Origin of the sequence: Thiomicrorhabdus immobilis (genome assembly GCF_021654855.1) — a bacterium.
Taxonomy (GTDB): Bacteria; Pseudomonadota; Gammaproteobacteria; order Thiomicrospirales; family Thiomicrospiraceae; genus Thiomicrorhabdus; species Thiomicrorhabdus immobilis.
Genome location: NZ_AP024202.1, coordinates 2,242,548 through 2,263,451, shown reverse-complemented (window position 1 = coordinate 2,263,451; position 20,904 = coordinate 2,242,548). Strand labels below are relative to the sequence as shown.

Below are 20,904 nucleotides of genomic sequence, written 5' to 3'. Positions count from 1 at the left end.
AAAAGGTGAGTAAAGTGGGGTTAAGTCGTGTGATGGTGTTAAATGTAAAAAAAGTGTCAAAAAGGTGAAAAAAGAGGTTGCGTTGTGGGCGGATATGGTTAGAATACGCACCTGTTCCAACGCAGACACGGAAAACAAGCTACTAAGTAGCGAGTAGAAGTGGTTGGAACAGCGCTTAGCGTTAGGGTTCATATGAATGAAGTTTAACGAAGCGGGTAAGAAAAAAGTTGAAAATAATTTAAAATAAATTGTTGACAATGAATTGATTATCCACTTATAATAAGCGGCTTACCGAGAAGGAAAAGCACTGAGTTGCTTCTTCTCGAAGAGACCTAAGTTCTTTAAAAATCAGGTAATTCAGAGATAATTTATGTGGAAACTCCTTAAGTGAGTGACCAAATAAAAAATCTCGATTTTTGACAAATATGTATATTGGTAATGAATAATTTATTATTTATTTATCATGTTTCACTTTGTCAATTCCGAGTGTTTATTTCCAGAGATGGAATTGAAATATATCAGCAAGATTAAACTGAAGAGTTTGATCCTGGCTCAGAATGAACGCTGGCGGTAGGCTTAACACATGCAAGTCGGACGGAAACGATGAAAAAACTTGTTTTTTCAGGCGTCGAGTGGCGGACGGGTGAGTAACGCGTGGGAATCTACCCTATAGTTGGGGACAACGTATGGAAACGTACGCTAATACCGAATATGCTCTACGGAGTAAAGGTGCCCTCTCCTTGGAAGGTATCGCTATAGGATGAGCCCGCGTGAGATTAGCTAGTTGGTGAGGTAATGGCTCACCAAGGCGACGATCTCTAGCTGGTTTGAGAGGATGATCAGCCACACTGGGACTGAGACACGGCCCAGACTCCTACGGGAGGCAGCAGTGGGGAATATTGCACAATGAGCGAAAGCTTGATGCAGCCATACCGCGTGTGTGAAGAAGGCCCGAGGGTTGTAAAGCACTTTCAATTGGGAGGAAGGTTAAGTAGTTAATACCTGCTTAATTTGACGTTACCTTTAGAAGAAGCACCGGCTAACTCTGTGCCAGCAGCCGCGGTAATACAGAGGGTGCAAGCGTTATTCGGAATTACTGGGCGTAAAGCGCGCGTAGGCGGACTATTAAGTCAGTTGTGAAAGCCCTGGGCTCAACCTGGGAACTGCATCTGATACTGGTAGTCTAGAGTTTAAGAGAGGGAAGTGGAATTCCAGGTGTAGCAGTGAAATGCGTAGATATCTGGAGGAACATCAGTGGCGAAGGCGACTTCCTGGCTTAAAACTGACGCTGAGGTGCGAAAGCGTGGGTAGCGAACGGGATTAGATACCCCGGTAGTCCACGCCGTAAACGATGTCAACTAGTTGTTGGTCTTATTAAAAAGATTAGTAACGAAGCTAACGCGATAAGTTGACCGCCTGGGGAGTACGGTCGCAAGATTAAAACTCAAAGGAATTGACGGGGGCCCGCACAAGCGGTGGAGCATGTGGTTTAATTCGATGCAACGCGAAGAACCTTACCATCCCTTGACATCCTGCGAACTTTCTAGAGATAGATTGGTGCCTTCGGGAACGCAGTGACAGGTGCTGCATGGCTGTCGTCAGCTCGTGTCGTGAGATGTTGGGTTAAGTCCCGCAACGAGCGCAACCCTTATCTTTAGTTGCTACCATTTAGTTGAGAACTCTAAAGAGACTGCCGGTGATAAACCGGAGGAAGGCGGGGACGACGTCAAGTCATCATGGCCCTTATGGGATGGGCTACACACGTGCTACAATGGGGGGTACAAAGAGCAGCCAACTGGCAACAGTGCGCGAATCTCAAAAAACCCTTCGTAGTCCGGATTGGAGTCTGCAACTCGACTCCATGAAGTCGGAATCGCTAGTAATCGCGGATCAGAATGCCGCGGTGAATACGTTCCCGGGCCTTGTACACACCGCCCGTCACACCATGGGAGTGGATTGCAAAAGAAGTAGGTAGCTTAACCTTCGGGAGGGCGCTTACCACTTTGTGGTTCATGACTGGGGTGAAGTCGTAACAAGGTAGCCCTAGCGGAAGCTGGGGCTGGATCACCTCCTTTAAGATAAAAAAGGTTGCGAGCTTAAGTGAGTTTTCACATAAATTGTCTCTGAATTACATGAAAGTATAGTGAACGACCCGGGTCTGTAGCTCAGTTGGTTAGAGCGCACCCCTGATAAGGGTGAGGTCGGTGGTTCAAATCCACCCAGACCCACCAATTTTGGCTGCTTTGAATCTTTTTACTTGCTCATTTGCTGATAGCAAACTTCGCAACTAAAAAAATCCAAATCATCTCAAAATACTATTGGGGCTATAGCTCAGCTGGGAGAGCGCCTGCCTTGCACGCAGGAGGTCTGCGGTTCGATCCCGCATAGCTCCACCAATACTACTCTTAATGAGTTTTGGTTTAAGTTGAAAGATTTAAATGCAGAGTTTATTAACAGTACTATTGGTTGTTTTAGTCAAAGCGATTTGATTGAAACGGACAAAACTGAAAGTTCTTTAACAATTTGGAATAGATCTCTCGATTGAGGATTTTAGATACAAGCTTCTTATTTAGTTAAGAGGTAGTTGGTCTAAGAACTCAATCAAATGAGAAGCCTATGTCACAGCCGACATTTGTGACATAGGTGTGGTAAGTATCCCTTCCAGGTGCTTACCACGCAAACTGGATAACGAATCTGGTTCTTAGGAATCGGAAGAGTTATCAAGTATAGGTAAAATATATAATTGAGAATACTCAAGCGTATATCATGACAGCGAAAAACTTTTAGTTGCGTACACTCATCAGACCTTATAAACAGAAGCTTAGTTATTAAATGGTATAGCTACCAAATTAAGTGGAGTTAACAAAAGGCATAAGGTTATTTTTGAGTTGTATAGTTAAGTGACTAAGCGTACACGGTGGATGCCTAGGCAGAAGAAGGCGATGAAGGACGTAGTAACTTGCGATAAGCCACGGGGAGCCAGTAAACATGCTTTGATCCGTGGATTTCCGAATGGGAAAACCCATCCAATATGGATATCCTGCTTGCAGGAGGCTAACCCGGGGAACTGAAACATCTAAGTACCCGGAGGAAAAGAAATCAACCGAGATTCCCTAAGTAGCGGCGAGCGAACGGGGACCAGCCCTTAAGCATTTATAAGATTAGTAGAATAGTCTGGAAAGTCTAACGATACAAGGTGATAGTCCTGTATACGAAAATCTTTTAAGTGTGAAATCGAGTAAGACGGGACACGAGAAATCCTGTTTGAACATGGGGGGACCACCCTCCAAGGCTAAATACTCTCTTCTGACCGATAGTGAACCAGTACCGTGAGGGAAAGGCGAAAAGAACCCCTGAAGGGGAGTGAAATAGAACCTGAAACCGTGTACGTACAAGCAGTAGGAGCAGACTTGTTCTGTGACTGCGTACCTTTTGTATAATGGGTCAGCGACTTACATTATGTAGCGAGATTAACCGAATAGGGGAGTCGTAGGGAAACCGAGTCTTAAATGGGCGTTTAGTTGCATGGTGTAGACCCGAAACCGGGCGATCTATCCATGGCCAGGTTGAAGGTGCCGTAACAGGTACTGGAGGACCGAACCCACGTATGTTGAAAAATGCGGGGATGAGCTGTGGATCGGAGTGAAAGGCTAATCAAGCCCGGAGATAGCTGGTTCTCCTCGAAAACTATTTAGGTAGTGCCTCATGTCTTACTGTTGGGGGTAGAGCACTGTTATGGTCTAGCGGTCCGTCAAGGATTAGCAGCCCATTGCAAACTCCGAATACCAACAAGTACAATCATGGGAGACAGACTGCGGGTGCTAACGTCCGTAGTCAAGAGGGAAACAACCCAGACCGCCATCTAAGGTCCCTAAATATTACTAAGTGGGAAAGGATGTGGGAAGGCTCAGACAGTCAGGAGGTTGGCTTAGAAGCAGCCACCCTTTAAAGAAAGCGTAATAGCTCACTGATCGAGTCGGCCTGCGCCGAAGATTTAACGGGGCTAAGTAATATACCGAAGATGCGGATGCATGTTTACATGCATGGTAGAGGAGCGTTCTGTAAGCCTGCGAAGGGGCATTGTAAAGTGTCCTGGAGGTATCAGAAGTGCGAATGCTGACATGAGTAGCGATAAAGGGAGTGAAAAGCTCCCTCGCCGAAAGACCAAGGTTTCCTACGCAACGTTAATCGACGTAGGGTTAGTCGACCCCTAAGACGAGGCCGAGAGGCGTAGTCGATGGGAAGCAGGTTAATATTCCTGCACTTTTTATTACTGCGATGGAGGGACGGAGTAGGCTAGATCAGCTTGGCGATGGTTGTCCAAGTTTAAGGATGTAGGCATGTATCTTAGGCAAATCCGGGATACTTTATGCTGAGACCTGATGACGAGTCCTCTTTTGGACGAAGTGATTGATGCCATGCTTCCAAGAAAAGCTTCTAAGCTTCAGGTAATAAAAAATCGTACCCCAAACCAACACAGGTGGTCAGGATGAGAATTCTAAGGCGCTTGAGAGAACTCGGGTGAAGGAACTAGGCAAAATGGTACCGTAACTTCGGGAGAAGGTACGCCCCCTAAGGTGAAGGACTTGCTCCGTAAGCTTCTGGGGGTTGCAATAAAATGGTGGCTGCAACTGTTTACTAAAAACATAGCACTGTGCAAAATCGAAAGATGACGTATACGGTGTGACGCCTGCCCGGTGCCGGAAGGTTAATTGATGGGGTTAGCGTAAGCGAAGCTCTTGATCGAAGCCCCGGTAAACGGCGGCCGTAACTATAACGGTCCTAAGGTAGCGAAATTCCTTGTCGGGTAAGTTCCGACCTGCACGAATGGCGTAATGATGGCCACACTGTCTCCACCCGAGACTCAGCGAAATTGAAATCGCAGTTAAGATGCTGCGTACCCGCGGCTAGACGGAAAGACCCCGTGAACCTTTACTACAGCTTTGCACTGGACTTTGATACTATCTGTGTAGGATAGGTGGGAGGCTTTGAAGCAACAACGCCAGTTGATGTGGAGCCAATCTTGAAATACCACCCTGATATTATTGAGGTTCTAACCTAGGCCAGTGAATCCTGGTCAGGGACAGTGTATGGTGGGTAGTTTGACTGGGGCGGTCTCCTCCTAAAGAGTAACGGAGGAGCGCGAAGGTACCCTCAGCACGGTCGGACATCGTGCAATGAGCGCAAGAGTAAAAGGGTGCTTGACTGCGAGACTGACACGTCGAGCAGGTGCGAAAGCAGGTTCTAGTGATCCGGTGGTTCTGTGTGGAAGGGCCATCGCTCAACGGATAAAAGGTACTCCGGGGATAACAGGCTGATACCGCCCAAGAGTTCATATCGACGGCGGTGTTTGGCACCTCGATGTCGGCTCATCACATCCTGGGGCTGAAGTCGGTCCCAAGGGTATGGCTGTTCGCCATTTAAAGTGGTACGCGAGCTGGGTTTAGAACGTCGTGAGACAGTTCGGTCCCTATCTGCCGTGGGCGTTGGAAAATTGAGAGGGGCTGCTCCTAGTACGAGAGGACCGGAGTGGACGAACCGCTGGTGTTCGGGTTGTCATGCCAATGGCATTGCCCGGTAGCTATGTTCGGAAAGGATAACCGCTGAAAGCATCTAAGCGGGAAACCTGCCTCAAGATAAGTTTTCCCTAGACTTTAAGTCTTCTGAAGGGCCGTTAGAGACTATGACGTTGATAGGCAAGGTGTGGAAGTGCAGTAATGTATGAAGCTAACTTGTACTAATTACCCGTGAGGCTTAACTATACAACTCAAAAGTGACTTGTAAGATGATGAAAATCAACGACAAGCGATGTTGTGATATACCTTGAGTATACTCAAATAGATACCGAATACTGATAGTTAGATCTATTCCAAAGAATTTTACGAGGTTGACTACCGTCAGCCCGTAACACCAAATTGCTTGGTGACAATAGCAAGATGGAACCACCTGATCCCATTCCGAACTCAGAAGTGAAACGTCTTAGCGCCGATGGTAGTGTGGGAGGTCCCATGCGAGAGTAGGTCATTGCCAAGCTTATATTCTAAAAACCCGCCCTGTGCTCAGCACTCGGCGGGTTTTTTTTTAGGTTTTTTAGTACTAAATTTTATATTTTTGAAATAATCTTTTATCTGATTTATATCACTATTCACTTATTTATTCAGAGCATGTGAATGGTTAATTGTGTATCATAGCTTGCTTATAAAAAGCACTATATAAGTGTTTGGAGTATCTTAAGCATAAGAAACTTGATTGAATTTTGTTCTTGCTGGGCGCATATTGATTATGAATAAACTTTTTTTAGATATCGGTAACAGTTTTGTTAAATGGTCATCCGTAATAGATGGTCAATATGAAACTTATGAAGCCATACGCTTAATAGATATACTTGATGACGGATTTACAGATTTTGAAATCGATGGTTATCCTGATGAAGTTTATATATCCAGCGTTGCTGATGCTAAGAAAGTCGATGCACTCAAACAACTGATTCAATCTGAATGGCAGATATTCCCTATACAATTGTTTTCACAAAAATCCTGTTGTGGCCTGACCTCAGGCTATGAAGATTTTCATCTGTTAGGTGCTGACCGATGGTTTGCAATGCAGGGTGCAATTGGTGTCTATAAAGAGCCCACTATTGTTATCGATGCTGGAACCGCATTAACAGTCGATGCGGTCATCAATGGAAAACATCTGGGTGGTTTTATTGTCCCAGGCATCCATACCATGCGTAGGTCGTTATCGTTGGATACCGCAAATTTACAGGATTATAGCTCCAGTCAAGTTGCAAACGCCGATATCCAGATTCCTGATGCTGATCAGCTGTTAGCTAACGATACCAGCTCCGCTATATTAGGTGGTACTTTGTATATGACCGTTGCGTTCATCAATCGAATTATTCAGGATTTGAATACCCAGGTAGGTACCCAATTCAAAGTGGTGATGACTGGTGGTGAATCACTCGAGTTATGCCCACTTTTAGACTTTCCTTATGATTATATTCCCGACTTAGTATTGCAGGGAATGGTCAATGTTGTAGAGTCTGTCAAAAAATCTTAAAAAAGTAAAAAAAACTTATAAAAGTTGTTGACACATTTTAAACAAGTCTTATAATACGCCCCAACAAGCCGACATAGCACAATTGGTAGTGCAACTGATTTGTAATCAGTAGGTTTCAAGTTCAAGTCTTGATGTCGGCACCATATTTTAAAGCCCGTAATTTCTGAAGAGATTACGGGCTTTTTTGTATTCTGTTTAACGCATTGAATTGCACTCTATCGTCCTGTTATAATGCAGGATATTTGATACAACACTGGTAAACCTAATGGAACAACAATCTAGTTATACAAGAGAAGAACTTTTATCGAGTGGCCGTGGCGAGCTGTTTGGTCCTGGTAATGCACAATTGCCATTACCTCCAATGCTGATGATGGATCGCATTACTCATATTTCTGAAGAAGGTGGTGCATTCGGTAAAGGTCAAATCCGTGCTGAACTAGATATAACAAAGGACCTTTGGTTTTTTGAATGTCACTTTAACGAAGATCCGGTTATGCCTGGTTGTTTGGGCTTGGACGCTATGTGGCAGCTTATTGGTTTCTTCCTAGGTTGGACTGGTGGACCTGGTCGTGGACGTGCTCTAGGTTCAGGTGAAGTTAAGTTCTATGGCCAGGTTCTACCAACGGCCAAGAAAGTTGAATACGTTATTGATATGAAACGTGTGATTAAACGTAAGTTATATATGGGTCTTGGTGACGCTAAAATGTTTGTTGATGGCCGAGAAATTTACAGTGCGACCGATTTAAAGGTTGGCTTATTCACTAATACGGATAATTTTTAATTATGAAAAGAGTCGTTATTACAGGCGTAGGTATTGTTTCTAGCATCGGAAACAATGTGGAAGAAGTTACTCAGTCTTTAAAAGAGGGTAAATCAGGTATCGTATTTGCGCCAGAGTATGCTGAAAATGGTATGCGTTCACAAGTTCATGGTGCAATCAAAGATTTAAATTTCTCTGACCATATTGATCGTAAGCAATTACGTTTTATGGGTGATGCCGCCGCTTATTCATACATTGCTATGCAACAAGCGGTTAAAGATTCTGGTTTAACCGAAGAGCAAATGTCTAATCCAAGAACAGGCTTGATTGCTGGTTCTGGTGGTGGTTCTAACTCAAACTCTACACAAGCGGTAGAAATTGCCCGTGAGAAGGGTGTTAAGCGTGTTGGTCCTTATATGGTAACGCGTACCATGGGTTCTACTGTTTCTGCTTGTTTAGCAACGCCATTTAAAATCAAGGGCATTAACTATTCAATCAGTTCGGCATGTTCTACTTCTGCACATTGTATCGGAACTGCGGTTGAGCAGATTCAACTGGGTAAACAGGATGTCGTTTTTGCAGGTGGTGGTGAAGAGCTTCACTGGACCATGTCTGTGATGTTTGATGCGATGGGTGCTTTATCGACAAAATACAATGATTGTCCTGAAAAAGCTTCTCGTGCTTATGATGCGGATCGTGACGGTTTTGTTATCGCTGGTGGCGGCGGAATGGTCGTAGTTGAAGAGTTGGAGCACGCTTTGGCTCGTGGTGCTAAAATCTATGCGGAAATCACAGGTTACGGTGCCAACTCTGATGGATATGATATGGTTGCTCCTTCTGGTGAAGGTGCAGTTCGTTGTATGCAGATGGCATTATCAACTGTGAATGGTGATGTTGATTATATCAACCCTCATGGTACCTCTACTCCAGTAGGTGATACTAAAGAAGCAGCGGCTATTCGTGAAGTATTCGGTGCTAAGGTTCCTAAAATCAGTTCAACCAAATCAATGTCTGGTCACTCTTTAGGTGCGGCCGGTGTTCATGAATTTATCTACAGTTTAATGATGTTGGAGAATGACTTTATTTGTCCTTCAATCAATATCGAAAACCTAGACCCTGAGTGTGAAGGCATGCCTATTGTCACTGAGCGTATTGATAATGCAGGTTTAAACCGTATTATGAGTAACAGCTTCGGCTTTGGTGGTACTAACGCTTCTTTAGTATTTGAACGTTACAAAGCTTAATTACTAAAGCTTATGCTTTAGCAATTTAAAACGTTTAAATAAAAGTTACCAGGCCTGGTAACTTTTAAAAAAAAACCGAGTTGGGAATTCCCTGCTCGGTTTTTTTGTATCTGGATATCAGTTTTTGGTTTAAAGGGTGTAGTTGAGAAGTTAGCTGCTTAAAACAGACTACTTATATAGTCTGCTTAAATGCAATCTTCAACTGCATCTTGAATACTGTTTTTTGTACATGCGCGCCCGATTAGACACTTTCTTGGCCACCGCAAGTAACCAGTCCTTTTTCAAATAGCTACGTCGTGAATATCCCCCCTGGCCTTCGTGGTAAGCCAAATACAGCTTATAGGTATCCTTGCGGGAAATCTTCAAACGTTTATATGATTGATAGTTATACCAGCCGATAAAGTCCAAAGAGTCCTCTATATCTGAGCGAGAAGCCCCCCAATTTCCCGTAGCCTTCATGTAGTCATGCCAAGTACCATCTTTCGCTTGAGAGTAACCATAGGCGGAAGAGCTTCTTGGTAGAGGTATCATGCCTAAAGCGTATTCACGGGCAGGTTGCGCATCTGGTTTAAAACGTGATTCTTGATGAATCAAGGCCATGGCGACATAGGGCGGCGTTCCCCATTTTTTATAGGCTTTGTGAGCCGCCTCTTGCCAATCACTATCATGGCCGTAAATCGAGCAAAGGTTGTCATACGTTTGTTTTGGAGGTGGTGTGCTACTACATCCAGCCATAATTAACATAAGCGCTGAAAGAGAGAGTATTAATAGGCGTTTTAAAAGATTCAAGGTTGGCCTCCATAGTTAAATGCTTTGCGGAAAATGACATTCTTATTTTGATCTAGAACTTCAACATACCATTGGCCTAACCACGCACTGCTGAGTTTTTTATTTGACCAGGTTTTATAGTTATCGCTACCAATAGACAGCTCTACGGTTGCTAAAATTTGTTTATCTGTGCGCCAACGATGATAAATGGTTTGCTTGTTGGCATGTTTGATTTCCGTAAAAAAAGTCAGTTTACGTATATATTTTGGCACTGTATCTGTTAACGGATGGATGGGGGTTCTATCTTGGATATCTTCACTCAAGGTCGCAAAAGTGACTTTGATCGGGCTGTCGATTACAGCTTGAAGATCAAGCTCTTGCGCTGTGGCAATCTGTCGCTGATTCAGCGCTAGATCTTTACGTTGTTCATTTGAAAGTAAGGAGAGGTTAGCAAGGTCGTGTTGTTCGTTAACCGTGGTCGCTGAGTTAGGGGTGTTTAGCGTTGAAGTTTGGGTGCTTGGCGTTTGCGCAGTTTGTCCCTCTATGGCGGCTTGCTGTTTGGCTTTTTCGGACTCGATGTTTTTAATCATCAAGCTTGCCGTCGCGAGACCTCCTAAAACCATAAACACAAACCAAGCAAAACGGCTACGCCAATCGGGTTTGTTGAGAATTTCGCTGTTATGGGTCATATCTTCAACAGCTTGCTCCCAGCCTTGTTGAAAATAGTCACGCATCACCATATCGCGTCGGACACTGCTGGGCATACTGGTGACACGTTTACCATCAATTGCCATCCGGTAACCCTGTTTGAAGGCGTATTGATAGTCAATATTGTCGGTATCAGGAAGTTGCATGGCTTATTTCAATGGGTTAACCCGTTGTGGATTGATCAAACAGTGCTTCGGTAAAGCTCTTGCTGTCAAAAGCGCGTAAATCGTCAATCGATTCTCCAACACCAATAAAACGAATAGGAATCTGACGCTGTTCGGCCAAGGCAAACACAATTCCACCTTTAGCGGTTCCATCTAGCTTGGTTAATGTAATGCCGGAGACATCTACCGCTTCTTGGAATTGCTGAGCTTGGTTCAAGGCATTTTGCCCGGTTCCGGCATCAATCACCAGCATGACTTCATGTGGTGCCGTTGCGTCCACTTTAGCGATGACACGTTTTACCTTTTTAAGTTCTTCCATTAAATTGGACTGAGTATGCAAACGACCAGCGGTATCGGCAATCAGAACATCAATCTTTTTCGCTTTAGCTGATTGGATTGCATCAAAAATCACCGCAGCGGAATCCGCTCCCGTTTTTTGTGCCATAACCGGAACATTATTACGTTCCCCCCAAGTTTGTAATTGTTCTACCGCAGCGGCGCGGAAAGTGTCGCCGGCGGCCAGCATGACAGACTTACCTTCGAGTTGATATTTTTTTGCCAGCTTACCGATGGTCGTGGTCTTACCAACACCGTTAATGCCTACCATTAAAATCACAAAAGGCCCTTGGTTTTTAGCCAAATGGGCATCAATATCAAGTGGGGCGGTCATCGGCGCTAAAATTTGTTGTAGTTGCGACTTTAACGAGGTGATCAATGCTTCAGGGTCTTTAAGTTCTTTACGTGAAACCTGCTCGGTTAGATTTTGGATGATGCGGTCGGTGGCATCGATTCCCACGTCGGCGGTCAGAAGAATCATTTCCAACTCATCAAGCAAGTCGTCATCAATCTCTTTGCGCCCCAATACCAGGCTGGCAATGCTTTCGGTAAAGCTATGACGGGTTTTGCTTAGTCCTTTTTTTAGGCGCGTGAAAAAACTCTGTTTTTCAGCTGAAGGCTCTTCCGTGATTGGTTCTTGGCGTGCTGGCTCAACCGGTTGTTCCGTTTCAGAATTGGATTGTGTTTCTTCAAATTGTACCGATGGTTCTGGTTGTTCTGCTGGTTCTTGCTGAACGTTGCCTTGCTCGACAGGCGTTTGCCCGTTGCTAGGTCCAGTGGTTTCAAGAGCGTCAGCTTCTTGGGTTCCCTTGCCTGGCTGTTCAGTCGAATCGTCACGGATTTGTGCAATCTCGTTTTTTTCTGGTTGTGGCTCTAGATTTGTCTCTACCAAGCTCTCTTCAATAGCCTGTTGTGAAGTCTCTTCTTGATTTTTCTTGCGGCGCAAAAAACTAAACATTCGCTTGTCCTGAAACTAGAATCAATCGTCTCGATTAATGTGAAAAATTGGGGTTAGATTCAAGTTTTATTCATACTTGAATATTCAACTATCGCTATTATAAAGGAATTCATTTAAAAGATGGTGAAGACACTCGGCAATCTGGTTTTCACCTCATTTTTAATTTTAGATCTCTTTTAATTTACCAAAGGAATCATTATGCGGTCTTTTAAAAAGCAAGCGACCTATTTGGTAACCGGGCTAGCGCTCTTTTTGACAAGTAGCTTGGGTTTTGCCAATGTGACTGAATTTACCTTAGATAATCAAATGAAAATCTTAGTGAAAGAGGATCATCGTGCGCCTGTTGTAGTTCATCAAGTCTGGTATCGTGTGGGGTCGAATTATGAACATAGTGGTAAAACCGGTATTTCACACATGTTGGAACACATGATGTTTAAAGGAACGAAAACCTTAGCACCGGGAGAGTTTTCGAAAATAGTTTCGCGTATGGGCGGTGAAGAGAATGCCTTTACTTCAACCGATTACACCGCCTATTACCAAGTAGTAGGTAAGCAGCATTTAGAAGATTTGATGCGTTTGGAAGCGGATCGTATGCGTAATGTGGTGTTGACGGACGAAGAGTTCATTAAAGAGCGTGATGTCGTGACCGAAGAGCGTCGTTGGCGAACTGAAGACAAGCCGGAAGGCAAGCTATATGAACAGTTTAAAGCGACAGCTTTTATGAATAGCCCAGAGCATCATCCCATAATTGGTTGGATGCCGGATATTCGTAGTTGGACCGCGGATGATGCCCGTAATTGGTATCAACGTTGGTATGCACCGAATAATGCCACTTTGGTTGTGGTAGGGGATGTCAATCCGCAAGAGGTGTATCAGCTCGCTAAGAAATATTATGGTAAAAATAAACCGGAAAAGATTGAGCCGCCTAAGCCGCAGAAGGAATTGGAGCAAGAAGGCCCGCGTCAGCTAACACTTAAAGGCGCAACCAAAATGCCCAGTATTTTGATGGGCTTTCATGCACCGACTTTGGTGACGGCAAAAACCGATGAACAGAAAAAAGAGGTTTATGCGTTGGAGGTTTTAAGCTCGATTCTAGATGGAGACGATTCGGCTCGTCTCACCAAAAACCTTCTTCGTAAAGAGCAGGTGGTCGCCAGTATCGGGGCAGGTTATGACGGAACAGACCGTTTAACGACCCTGTTTATCTTCCAGGCTACGCCTTCTGAAGGGGTCTCTCCTCAAAAGGCCGAAGCGGCGATTTGGCAAGAGATTGATAAGTTAAAAACGGATTTGGTTACCCAGGATGAGTTGGAGAGGGTCTTGGCGCAATCGGAGGCGCAGTATGTTTATCATCAAGACTCAATCCAATCGCAAGCAACCGTATTGGGTTCTTTGGTGAGTGTTGGCTTGCCGGCAGATACCATCGATAACTGGGTGGAGCAGCTGCGTAAAGTCACGCCGGAACAGGTTCAAGCGGTCGCCAAAAAATATTTAGATAAGGATAAAGTGACGATCGCCACTTTGCTGCCTAACGGCAAGCAGGCCAAGAAATCGGCTGCACCGCTTATGCATGGAGGGATGCATTGATGAAACAGTCATTTAAAAACACTTTTTACCCGACCTGGTTATTTATGGTTACGCTATTATTGAGTCATAGCGCAATGGCGAGTGTGCAGGTGGAGAGTTGGCAAACCCAAAACGGTGCCAAGGTGATGTATGTGCAAACCACACAGCTACCGATGTTGGATATTGAAATGACCTTTGATGCCGGTTCGGCACGTGATGGTGATGTTTGGGGGCTTGCTGCCATGACTTCCGGTTTGCTGGGTACTGAAACGTCTAAGTTGAATGAAGAGCAGGTATCTGAGACCTTTAACAATATCGGTGCGCAAATCGGTTCAAGTGTTTCGCGTGATAATGCTTCCATCTCTCTAAGAACACTTACCCGTCCTAACATCATGCAAAAGGCCTTGAACACCTTTGAGACTTTGGTGAGTGATTCTCAGTTTTCACAAGCGATTTTTGAACGTGAAATGCAGCGTTTAAAGATTGCTCTTAAGCAAAAAACCGTCAATCCACAAGCGATTGCCAGCGATTTTTTATGGAAAACGCTGTACGGAAACCATCCGTATGCGCATCCGACATCGGGGACCTTGGAGTCGGTTGATAAGATTAATCTGGATAACATCAAAGCCTTTTATAAAACGCATTATGTTGCCAGTAATGCGGTGATTGCCATTGTGGGAAATGTCGATAAAACCCAAGCTGAAAAAATTGCCGAACAATTAACCAAAAATTTACCGAAAGGCCAGATTTTACCAGGCCTGGTCACCCCTAAACCTTTGACTCAAGCGCAATCCATCAAGATTGAGTTTGACTCGACACAGACCTATTATTCGCTTGCCCAATTAGGGATTGAACGAGGTAATCCCGATTATGCGGCGCTGTTTGTGGGTAATCATATTTTGGGTGGCAGCGGATTCGGTTCATTATTGGTGGAAGAGGTGCGTGAAAAACGCGGCTTGGTTTACAGCGTGTATAGCTACTTCGCACCTCAAAAAGTGAATGGGCCGTTTTTAATCGGTTTGTCGACTAAAAACGCTTCGGCCTCACAAGCCGATAAGGTGGTTAAAGATACATTAAATGCCTTTTTAAAGGATTTTAGTAATGAAAAACTGCAAGCCATTAAAGACAACTTAATTGGCGGGTTTCCATTACGGATGGATAATAACGGTAAAATCCTAGGCTACATTTCCATGATTGGTTTTTATGGTTTACCTCTTGATTATTTAGAGTGGTTTCCAAAACAGATTGAAAAGGTTAGCAAGCAAGATGTGCTAAACGTTTGGGATAAGCTGATCAAGCCCGGAAAAATGCTCACAATCATGGTGGGTAAACCTCAATAATCAGGTGATTCCAATCGCAAACAGCAAGCCAAGAGTAGGTTTGCTGTTCAGCTAGATGTCACTGATTTCACGTGAAACATCCGGTCTATTATTTTAGAATCGGTTTTTTATTACTAAAAAGTGTTATTTAATTATGTCTCTTCCAATTTCTGATGTTCAAACACAGCTCCTAAATGCTTTTCAATTCCGTCACGCCTGTAAGGTGATGGATGCAGAGCGTAAAATTCCCGATGATGTATTTCAAACGCTGTTGGAAAGCGCACGTTTAAGTCCGAGTTCTTTTGGTTTTGAGCCTTGGAAGTTTCTAGTGGTGCAAAACCCTGAGCTACGCGCAAAGTTTAAACCGATTGTCTGGGGTGCTCAAAACACCTTGCCAACCGCCAGTCATTTTGTAATCGCTTTGGCGCGAACGGCTAAATCCATGCGCTATGACAGTGATTATATTCATCACATGATGAAAGACGTACATGGTCTGCCAGATGATGTGATTGAAATGCGAGGTGGTTTTTACAAGACCTTCCAAGAGTCGGATTTTGACTTACTCTCGTCAGATAGAGCGATGTTCGATTGGGCGACAAAACAGACCTATATTGCGTTAGCCAATATGATGACCTCTGCGGCATTGATGGAAATCGATACCTGCCCAATAGAAGGGTTCAAAGAGAAAGAGGTTAATGAACTCTTAGGCGATGAATTGGGTGTGGATACTTCCGAGTTCCAAGTCGCCTATATGTTGGCATTCGGTTATCGAGTCAATCCTCAAAAACCGAAAACGCGTCAATCGGCGGCAGAGATCATCGAGTGGTTCTGATTATAGCGGATTCTTCAATCGTCTCTTGCCAAGCCAAAATTGCCAAAGATTTCCATGACTAAAATAGCCCTGTTTGTTGATGTGCAAAACATTTACTACACCACACGTGAGGCTTATGGACGTCAATTTGATTATAAGAAGCTTTGGCGGCAACTATCCTTGCAGGGTGAAATTGTGTCGGCGATTGCCTATGCGATCGAGAGCGATAACGAAGGCCAACGTAAGTTTCAGAATGCGTTAAGGAAAATGGGATTTGTGGTTAAGTTAAAACCTTATATTCAGCGTAAAGATGGCTCGGCAAAAGGGGATTGGGATGTAGGAATCACTATCGATGTCATCGATATTGCTCCCGATGTCGACAAGGTGGTCTTGCTTTCGGGTGATGGTGATTTTGATTTGTTGTTAGATAGGGTTCATCAGAACAACAACCTCATCACCGAAGTGTATGGGGTACCACAGCTCACGGCTAAATCGTTAATACAAGCGGCAAAGGTCTATCATCAGATAGAGTCCAACCTACTTATTTAATATTGCAATAGGCCTTTTTAAAGGCCTATCTTGTTGAAAGTTTGGATAACGACTAATGTCCTTATCCATTATTTAGGAGGGTATTGCGCCAATATCGAGGCAACCACTTCATCCACTCTGGCGGTTGTTTCTGCCGGAGTCGCCTGTTCTACTAAACGAGATGGGCTGATTCCTCTCCATAACAGTTGATTGTTGCGTCCAATGATATCAATTACTAGGCGTCCCTCTTCATATTCATAAATGTCCGGACTGGTACGAAACATCACACCACTATGACGACTGAACATGCCAAAACCAAATGAGGTTGAAACCGGGTCGGCTTGCAAAATACGTTTGGTTGAGTAGTGATAGGTAATAAAGGCATCAGCAAGACCTGTTTGTCGAAGAGTGATGCCTTTAAGTTGTAATTGTTGGGTAATCGCGTTTTCAATGCGTTTGGCTATGAGAGGGTTTTGTTGCGCAAAAGTAGAGGCTTTGGGTTCGGTCTGTTGTGCGGCAGACAACCACTCTACCGAACGAATCTTGCTAAAGTCATAACTTGTATCATAATCCTGGTTCACCGGAACACCTGAACAACCAAGTAAGCCGAGTGATAACCCCGTCCATAAAGCGATTTGCATAAATGTTTTCATGATATTTATTTCCTTGTTAAGATAAGTAACATCTTTCCATTTTAGGTGTTTTTGCGGCTAAGGTAAATCAACAAAGCTTAAGAGAAAATTACTTTTCTGCTTTAAATCATTCATCCAATGGTTTCATCCTAATCTCACCAGGCCTGGTTTGGAGTTTACTTAATTCGGAAATAGAGGATTTATCTACAGTAAATCACCAGGCCTGGTTATAATTGCTAACATTATTATTTGGCACTAGTTAAAGTGCGGTTATTTCGTTTATAAGGTTGTAAAAATGGCTCAAGTCGGACAAATGAATCAATTAAAGGTTGTTAAAGAGGTCGAGTTCGGGCTGTATTTAGATGGCGGAGAGCTCGGCGAGATTCTTTTGCCTAAACGTTATGTGCCTGCCAATGCCAAAGTCGGGCAAAATTTAGAGGTGTTCATTCATCTCGATTCGCAAGACCGTTTAGTGGCGACAACCGATCGACCACTTGCCGAGATCGGTGAAGTGGCGTACTTGACGGTAACGGATGTCAATCGAACCGGAGCTTTTATGGATTGGGGAATGCCAAAGGATTTATTGGTTCCCTATGCCGAGCAACGGGTGCCAATGGAAAAAGGTAAATCTTATTGCGTTTATCTGTATATCGATAAAAGTGGCCGCATTGCCGCATCCAGTAAATTGAGCCTGCATCTCAAAGAGACCAACGACACTTTCAAAAGTGGCCAGCCCGTGAAGTTGATGGTGGTCAGTCGCAGTAAAATGGGATATACCGCTCTAATTAACGGCACCCATCTAGGTTTGATTCATAATAGCGATATTTTGCAGCCATTGAGAATGGGGCAGAAAATGCAAGGTTATATCAAAGGGATTAGGCCAGACCACAAGATTAATCTGACCTTGCAAAAACGCGGCCAAGAGGCACAAGACGAATTGGGACAGATGATTTTAGCTGTGTTGGAGGCCAATAACGGGGTGTCAGAGCTTACCGATAAAAGCTCGCCCGAGGAAATCTTCAAGCGTTATAGAGTGAGTAAAGCAAGTTATAAAAAAGCACTTGGGCGACTTTATAAAGCGAAAAAAATCCTAATTAACCCCGACGATATCCGTCTGGCGAAATAATCAAAATAAATAATGTGCTTTTACAATCAAGTTTAAGTACAAACATATTCAATGAATCAATCGAGTCAAATACAAAATGTATAAACTGAAATTAAGCGGCCTAATGCATACCATGCGAGGTAAATTGACAATTTATCTCATGCTTTCAGTTTTATTCGTAACGACTGTGATTGCTGGCATCTCTTCCATGCGCATTTCCCATATGGTTACAGAAAACCGCGGAGTCATGCTGGGTGAGCTAGCCAATCATATGGCAAACCAGCTCAATAAAGATATGCAGAGCCGTGGTAATGAAGTGCAAATGTTGACACAGCTATCGGATATAAAGTCTCCATTTACTACCAATCAAGAAAAACTCGCTATTTTTGAGCAGTTGAGGAAGTCATATCCTTATTATGCTTGGATAGGTATGACCGATGCTTCAGGAAATATTTTGGTGGGTACCGATGGTTTGTTGGTTGGTAAAAATGTCTCTAAACGAAGCTGGTTCATTCATGGAAGCAAAGGTTTGCATATGGGTAGTGTTCATGATGCATTCTTGCTGGCCAATATCATGCCTAAACCAAAGTGGGATGACCTCCCCTTGAGATTAGTGGATGTTTCGGCACCCATACTGGATGAAAACGGCCAATTGCTTGGTGTTATTTGTGGTCATCTAGGATGGGACTGGGCGTTTGAGATGCGTGAAGAATTATTACGCTCGGATACCTTAAAAAATGTAGACATATTGGTGACTAAAAGCGATGGTTCATTATTGATGGGAACGGCGGAGTTGCCCTCGGCATCTATCAATTTATCCTCCTTAAATTCATTTCAAAATGCGTTGCAGCGGCAACAAGGACTTGCAGAGGAAAGATGGGCAAACGGTGTTGAGTATTTGAGTGCCGCACGTTACCTGACCACACCTGAAAATGAGATGCTGCAATGGGGGGTGGTGGCTCGTGAAAGTGTTCGAAGTGTCATCACTCCCGCCTATAGCATTCTGGTCAATTCCATTGTTATTTTGGTGTTGATGATGTTGCTCTTATGGCTCTTGGTATGGAAGATCGTTTCTCGCTCGACACGCGCCTTAGAGGATTTAACAAAAGTCGCTGATAGGATTCGTCACGGCGATGAAAAAGCCGATATTTCACCTTATGCCACTAATGATAGTGAAGTTGGCATGTTATCAAGTTCAATTGGTCAGTTGGTCGATAGTTTGCAACAAGAGGTTCGGGCAAAAACCGAGTTGGCTAATGAATTGCAGTTGATGGCTCGAATTTATGAAGAAAGCCCGCAAGGGGTCATGATCACCGATAGCCAAAAAAACATTTTGAGTGTCAACGACGCGTTTACAACGGTCACCGGATATGAGCGAGAGGATGTCTTAGGTAAGAGCCCGTCGCTATTGAATTCCAATCGGCACTCCTCGGAGTTTTATCGGGGAATGTGGAGCTGTATTCTCAATGAGGGTCGCTGGCAAGGTGAGATTTGGAACCGAAATAAGTCCGGGGAGGTCTATCCGGAATGGCTGGTGGTCAGTACCTTAAAGAACAAACAGAATGAAGTTACCCACTATATCGGAATATTCTCAGATATCAGTGAGAAAATCGAAAACGAAAAGCAGTTAGAGTTTTTGGCAAATCATGATGTATTGACGCAGTTGCCGAATAGACGTTTACTACAAGATTATATCAATCAAGCTCTTGATTCCAATGAGACTCAAGCAGGTTTGATTTTTCTAGATTTGGACTTTTTCAAAGCGATTAACGATTCGCTCGGCCACATAGTCGGCGACGAATTGCTTAGACAAGTCGCCGAAGCGTTGAACAATCAATTCAAGTCGCCCAACCTTGTCGCTCGTTTTGGTGGCGATGAGTTTGTTATTTTTATGCCACAAGTTCAAACAAAAAACGAACTGGAAAGTGCTGTGCAACAAGTCGCCGAACTCTTTCAGGCCCCTTATCTGGTGGGCGATTATACCTTACAGATCGGTGCGACAATGGGGGTGAGTGTTTACCCCGTCGATGGAAGTGATGCTCAAAGCTTGATCCAAGCCGCTGATACCGCGATGTATGATGTCAAAAAGAATCATTTGAACAGTTACCAGTTCTATAACGATTCAATGCGTCAAGCGGCAATCAAAAAACTGTACTTCGAGAACGATTTAAAAAATGCATTGATCAATCAAGAGTTGTTTTTGGTTTACCAGCCACAGATAGACCTTAAAACCCAGAACTTAGTCGGGTTTGAAACCTTGTTGCGCTGGACACATCCGCAAAGAGGTGTGGTTTCGCCCTCTGAATTTGTACCTGTTCTTGAAAAAATGGGGCTGATCGAGGAAGTTGGTTTATGGGTGGTTAGAGAGGCTTTGAACCAGTTTACAACTTGGTCTGCGGCCTATCAACTTGAGGGGGTTTCGATTTCCATCAACTTATCCGCGATACAGCTTAGAAGCCCTAAATTCATCGAAGATATAGAGGCTATTATCCAATCTTCCCAGGTGGATAGTCAAAGCATCGTCTTTGAAGTAACCGAATCCATGATGGTTGAAGATAATTTCAGAAATAATAAAGTGTTTGAATCCATCCAGAATATGGGATGCCGCCTATCTCTAGACGATTATGGTACCGGTTATTCAAACCTATATTATCTTGATAGGTTAAATTTGAGTGAGCTCAAAATCGATAGGCAATTCATCTTGAATATTGATGTAAACGAATCGGATCGATTAATCGTTCACCACACTATCCAAATGGCGCAATCTTTAGGATTACATGTGGTAATCGAAGGGATTGAAACGCAAGTGCAATTGGAAAAACTGGCCGAGTATTCCAACTTGATTATACAAGGTTATTATTTTGATAAGCCCCTGAACCAAGCCGAGTTGATGCAACGTTTGGAGGCAAGAAAACGTATACAACACTGGCCACAAAAGTCATAAAC

At 43.8% G+C, this 20,904-nt stretch carries 13 protein-coding genes, 3 tRNA genes and 3 rRNA genes; 15 read left to right on the top strand and 4 right to left on the bottom strand.

What is annotated here, in order from left to right; translation table 11 throughout:
* Positions 1-529 precede the first annotated feature (529 nt).
* The 9 genes from L6421_RS10240 to fabB all read left to right on the top strand — a co-directional run bounded on the left by L6421_RS10240 (position 530) and on the right by fabB (position 9,063).
* A 16S ribosomal RNA gene (locus L6421_RS10240) occupies positions 530-2,075 on the top strand.
* A 79-nt stretch (positions 2,076-2,154) separates the two neighbouring features.
* Positions 2,155-2,231, top strand: a tRNA-Ile gene (locus L6421_RS10235).
* An 89-nt stretch (positions 2,232-2,320) separates the two neighbouring features.
* Positions 2,321-2,396 (top strand) — tRNA-Ala (locus tag L6421_RS10230).
* Between the two features lie 498 nt (positions 2,397-2,894).
* Positions 2,895-5,762 (top strand): 23S ribosomal RNA (locus tag L6421_RS10225).
* A 156-nt stretch (positions 5,763-5,918) separates the two neighbouring features.
* Positions 5,919-6,033: ribosomal RNA gene (gene rrf, locus L6421_RS10220) — 5S ribosomal RNA — on the top strand.
* The 16S, 23S and 5S rRNA genes sit together here with 2 tRNA genes alongside, the layout of an rRNA operon.
* Before the next feature lie 249 nt (positions 6,034-6,282).
* Positions 6,283-7,059 (top strand): type III pantothenate kinase, encoded by a 777-nt coding sequence (locus L6421_RS10215; protein WP_237261694.1) that lies wholly within the window; start codon positions 6,283-6,285, stop codon positions 7,057-7,059.
* Between the two features lie 67 nt (positions 7,060-7,126).
* Positions 7,127-7,202: transfer RNA gene (locus L6421_RS10210), tRNA-Thr, on the top strand.
* Between the two features lie 122 nt (positions 7,203-7,324).
* Entirely contained in the window at positions 7,325-7,840 is a 516-nt protein-coding gene (gene fabA, locus L6421_RS10205) for a 3-hydroxyacyl-[acyl-carrier-protein] dehydratase FabA (protein WP_237261693.1), read from the top strand.
* 2 nt (positions 7,841-7,842) lie between these two features.
* Positions 7,843-9,063 (top strand): beta-ketoacyl-ACP synthase I, encoded by a 1,221-nt coding sequence (gene fabB, locus L6421_RS10200; RefSeq protein WP_237261692.1) that lies wholly within the window; start codon positions 7,843-7,845, stop codon positions 9,061-9,063.
* Between the two features lie 198 nt (positions 9,064-9,261).
* On the opposite strand, the gene L6421_RS10195 is transcribed toward fabB, so the two are convergent.
* From L6421_RS10195 to ftsY, 3 genes are read right to left on the bottom strand one after another with little or no spacing between them, the layout of a single operon-like run.
* Positions 9,262-9,852 (bottom strand): transglycosylase SLT domain-containing protein, encoded by a 591-nt coding sequence (locus tag L6421_RS10195; protein WP_237261691.1) that lies wholly within the window; start codon positions 9,850-9,852, stop codon positions 9,262-9,264.
* Positions 9,849-10,685: a DUF2914 domain-containing protein gene (locus tag L6421_RS10190; RefSeq protein ID WP_237261690.1), complete on the bottom strand. Its 837-nt coding sequence runs from the start codon at positions 10,683-10,685 to the stop codon at positions 9,849-9,851. Before L6421_RS10190 ends, L6421_RS10195 begins: the two co-directional genes overlap by 4 nt.
* A 16-nt stretch (positions 10,686-10,701) precedes the next feature.
* Entirely contained in the window at positions 10,702-11,997 is a 1,296-nt protein-coding gene (gene ftsY, locus L6421_RS10185; RefSeq protein WP_237261689.1) for a signal recognition particle-docking protein FtsY, read from the bottom strand.
* Positions 11,998-12,195: 198 nt separating this feature from the next.
* Between ftsY and L6421_RS10180 the strand changes: the two genes are divergently transcribed.
* From L6421_RS10180 to L6421_RS10165, 4 genes are all read left to right on the top strand, one after another.
* Positions 12,196-13,584, top strand: coding sequence for a M16 family metallopeptidase (locus L6421_RS10180; RefSeq protein WP_237261688.1), 1,389 nt, complete (start codon positions 12,196-12,198; stop codon positions 13,582-13,584).
* On the top strand, positions 13,584-14,903 hold the full coding sequence (locus L6421_RS10175; RefSeq protein WP_237261687.1) for a M16 family metallopeptidase: 1,320 nt from the start codon (positions 13,584-13,586) through the stop codon (positions 14,901-14,903). Before L6421_RS10180 ends, L6421_RS10175 begins: the two co-directional genes overlap by 1 nt.
* Before the next feature lie 133 nt (positions 14,904-15,036).
* Positions 15,037-15,714: an NAD(P)H-dependent oxidoreductase gene (locus L6421_RS10170; RefSeq protein WP_237261686.1), complete on the top strand. Its 678-nt coding sequence runs from the start codon at positions 15,037-15,039 to the stop codon at positions 15,712-15,714.
* A gap of 54 nt (positions 15,715-15,768) precedes the next feature.
* Positions 15,769-16,242, top strand: coding sequence for a LabA-like NYN domain-containing protein (locus L6421_RS10165; RefSeq protein ID WP_237261685.1), 474 nt, complete (start codon positions 15,769-15,771; stop codon positions 16,240-16,242).
* Positions 16,243-16,310: 68 nt separating this feature from the next.
* Here L6421_RS10165 and L6421_RS10160 read toward each other — a convergent pair whose 3' ends face one another.
* Positions 16,311-16,874 carry a DUF4136 domain-containing protein gene (locus tag L6421_RS10160; protein ID WP_237261684.1) on the bottom strand — a complete coding sequence of 188 codons (564 nt, stop codon included), beginning with the start codon at positions 16,872-16,874 and terminating at the stop codon, positions 16,311-16,313.
* A 274-nt stretch (positions 16,875-17,148) separates the two neighbouring features.
* Here L6421_RS10160 and L6421_RS10155 point away from each other — a divergent pair, with 274 nt between their 5' ends.
* Entirely contained in the window at positions 17,149-17,979 is an 831-nt protein-coding gene (locus L6421_RS10155) for a CvfB family protein (protein ID WP_237261683.1), read from the top strand.
* 103 nt (positions 17,980-18,082) lie between these two features.
* Positions 18,083-20,902, top strand: coding sequence for a bifunctional diguanylate cyclase/phosphodiesterase (locus tag L6421_RS10150; protein ID WP_237261682.1), 2,820 nt, complete (start codon positions 18,083-18,085; stop codon positions 20,900-20,902).
* The last annotated feature ends 2 nt before the right edge of the window (positions 20,903-20,904 follow it).

Excerpts from the sequence above, each read along its gene's own strand:
- L6421_RS10215 (WP_237261694.1), top strand. The coding sequence starts at position 6,283 with ATGAATAAACTTTTTTTAGATATCGGTAACAGTTTTGTTAAATGGTCA.
- fabA (WP_237261693.1), top strand. The coding sequence starts at position 7,325 with ATGGAACAACAATCTAGTTATACAAGAGAAGAACTTTTATCGAGTGGC.
- fabB (WP_237261692.1), top strand. The coding sequence starts at position 7,843 with ATGAAAAGAGTCGTTATTACAGGCGTAGGTATTGTTTCTAGCATCGGA.
- L6421_RS10190 (WP_237261690.1), bottom strand. The coding sequence starts at position 10,685 with ATGCAACTTCCTGATACCGACAATATTGACTATCAATACGCCTTCAAA.
- ftsY (WP_237261689.1), bottom strand. The coding sequence starts at position 11,997 with ATGTTTAGTTTTTTGCGCCGCAAGAAAAATCAAGAAGAGACTTCACAA.
- L6421_RS10180 (WP_237261688.1), top strand. The coding sequence starts at position 12,196 with ATGCGGTCTTTTAAAAAGCAAGCGACCTATTTGGTAACCGGGCTAGCG.
- L6421_RS10175 (WP_237261687.1), top strand. The coding sequence starts at position 13,584 with ATGAAACAGTCATTTAAAAACACTTTTTACCCGACCTGGTTATTTATG.
- L6421_RS10170 (WP_237261686.1), top strand. The coding sequence starts at position 15,037 with ATGTCTCTTCCAATTTCTGATGTTCAAACACAGCTCCTAAATGCTTTT.
- L6421_RS10165 (WP_237261685.1), top strand. The coding sequence starts at position 15,769 with ATGACTAAAATAGCCCTGTTTGTTGATGTGCAAAACATTTACTACACC.
- L6421_RS10160 (WP_237261684.1), bottom strand. The coding sequence starts at position 16,874 with ATGAAAACATTTATGCAAATCGCTTTATGGACGGGGTTATCACTCGGC.
- L6421_RS10155 (WP_237261683.1), top strand. The coding sequence starts at position 17,149 with ATGGCTCAAGTCGGACAAATGAATCAATTAAAGGTTGTTAAAGAGGTC.
- L6421_RS10150 (WP_237261682.1), top strand. The coding sequence starts at position 18,083 with ATGCATACCATGCGAGGTAAATTGACAATTTATCTCATGCTTTCAGTT.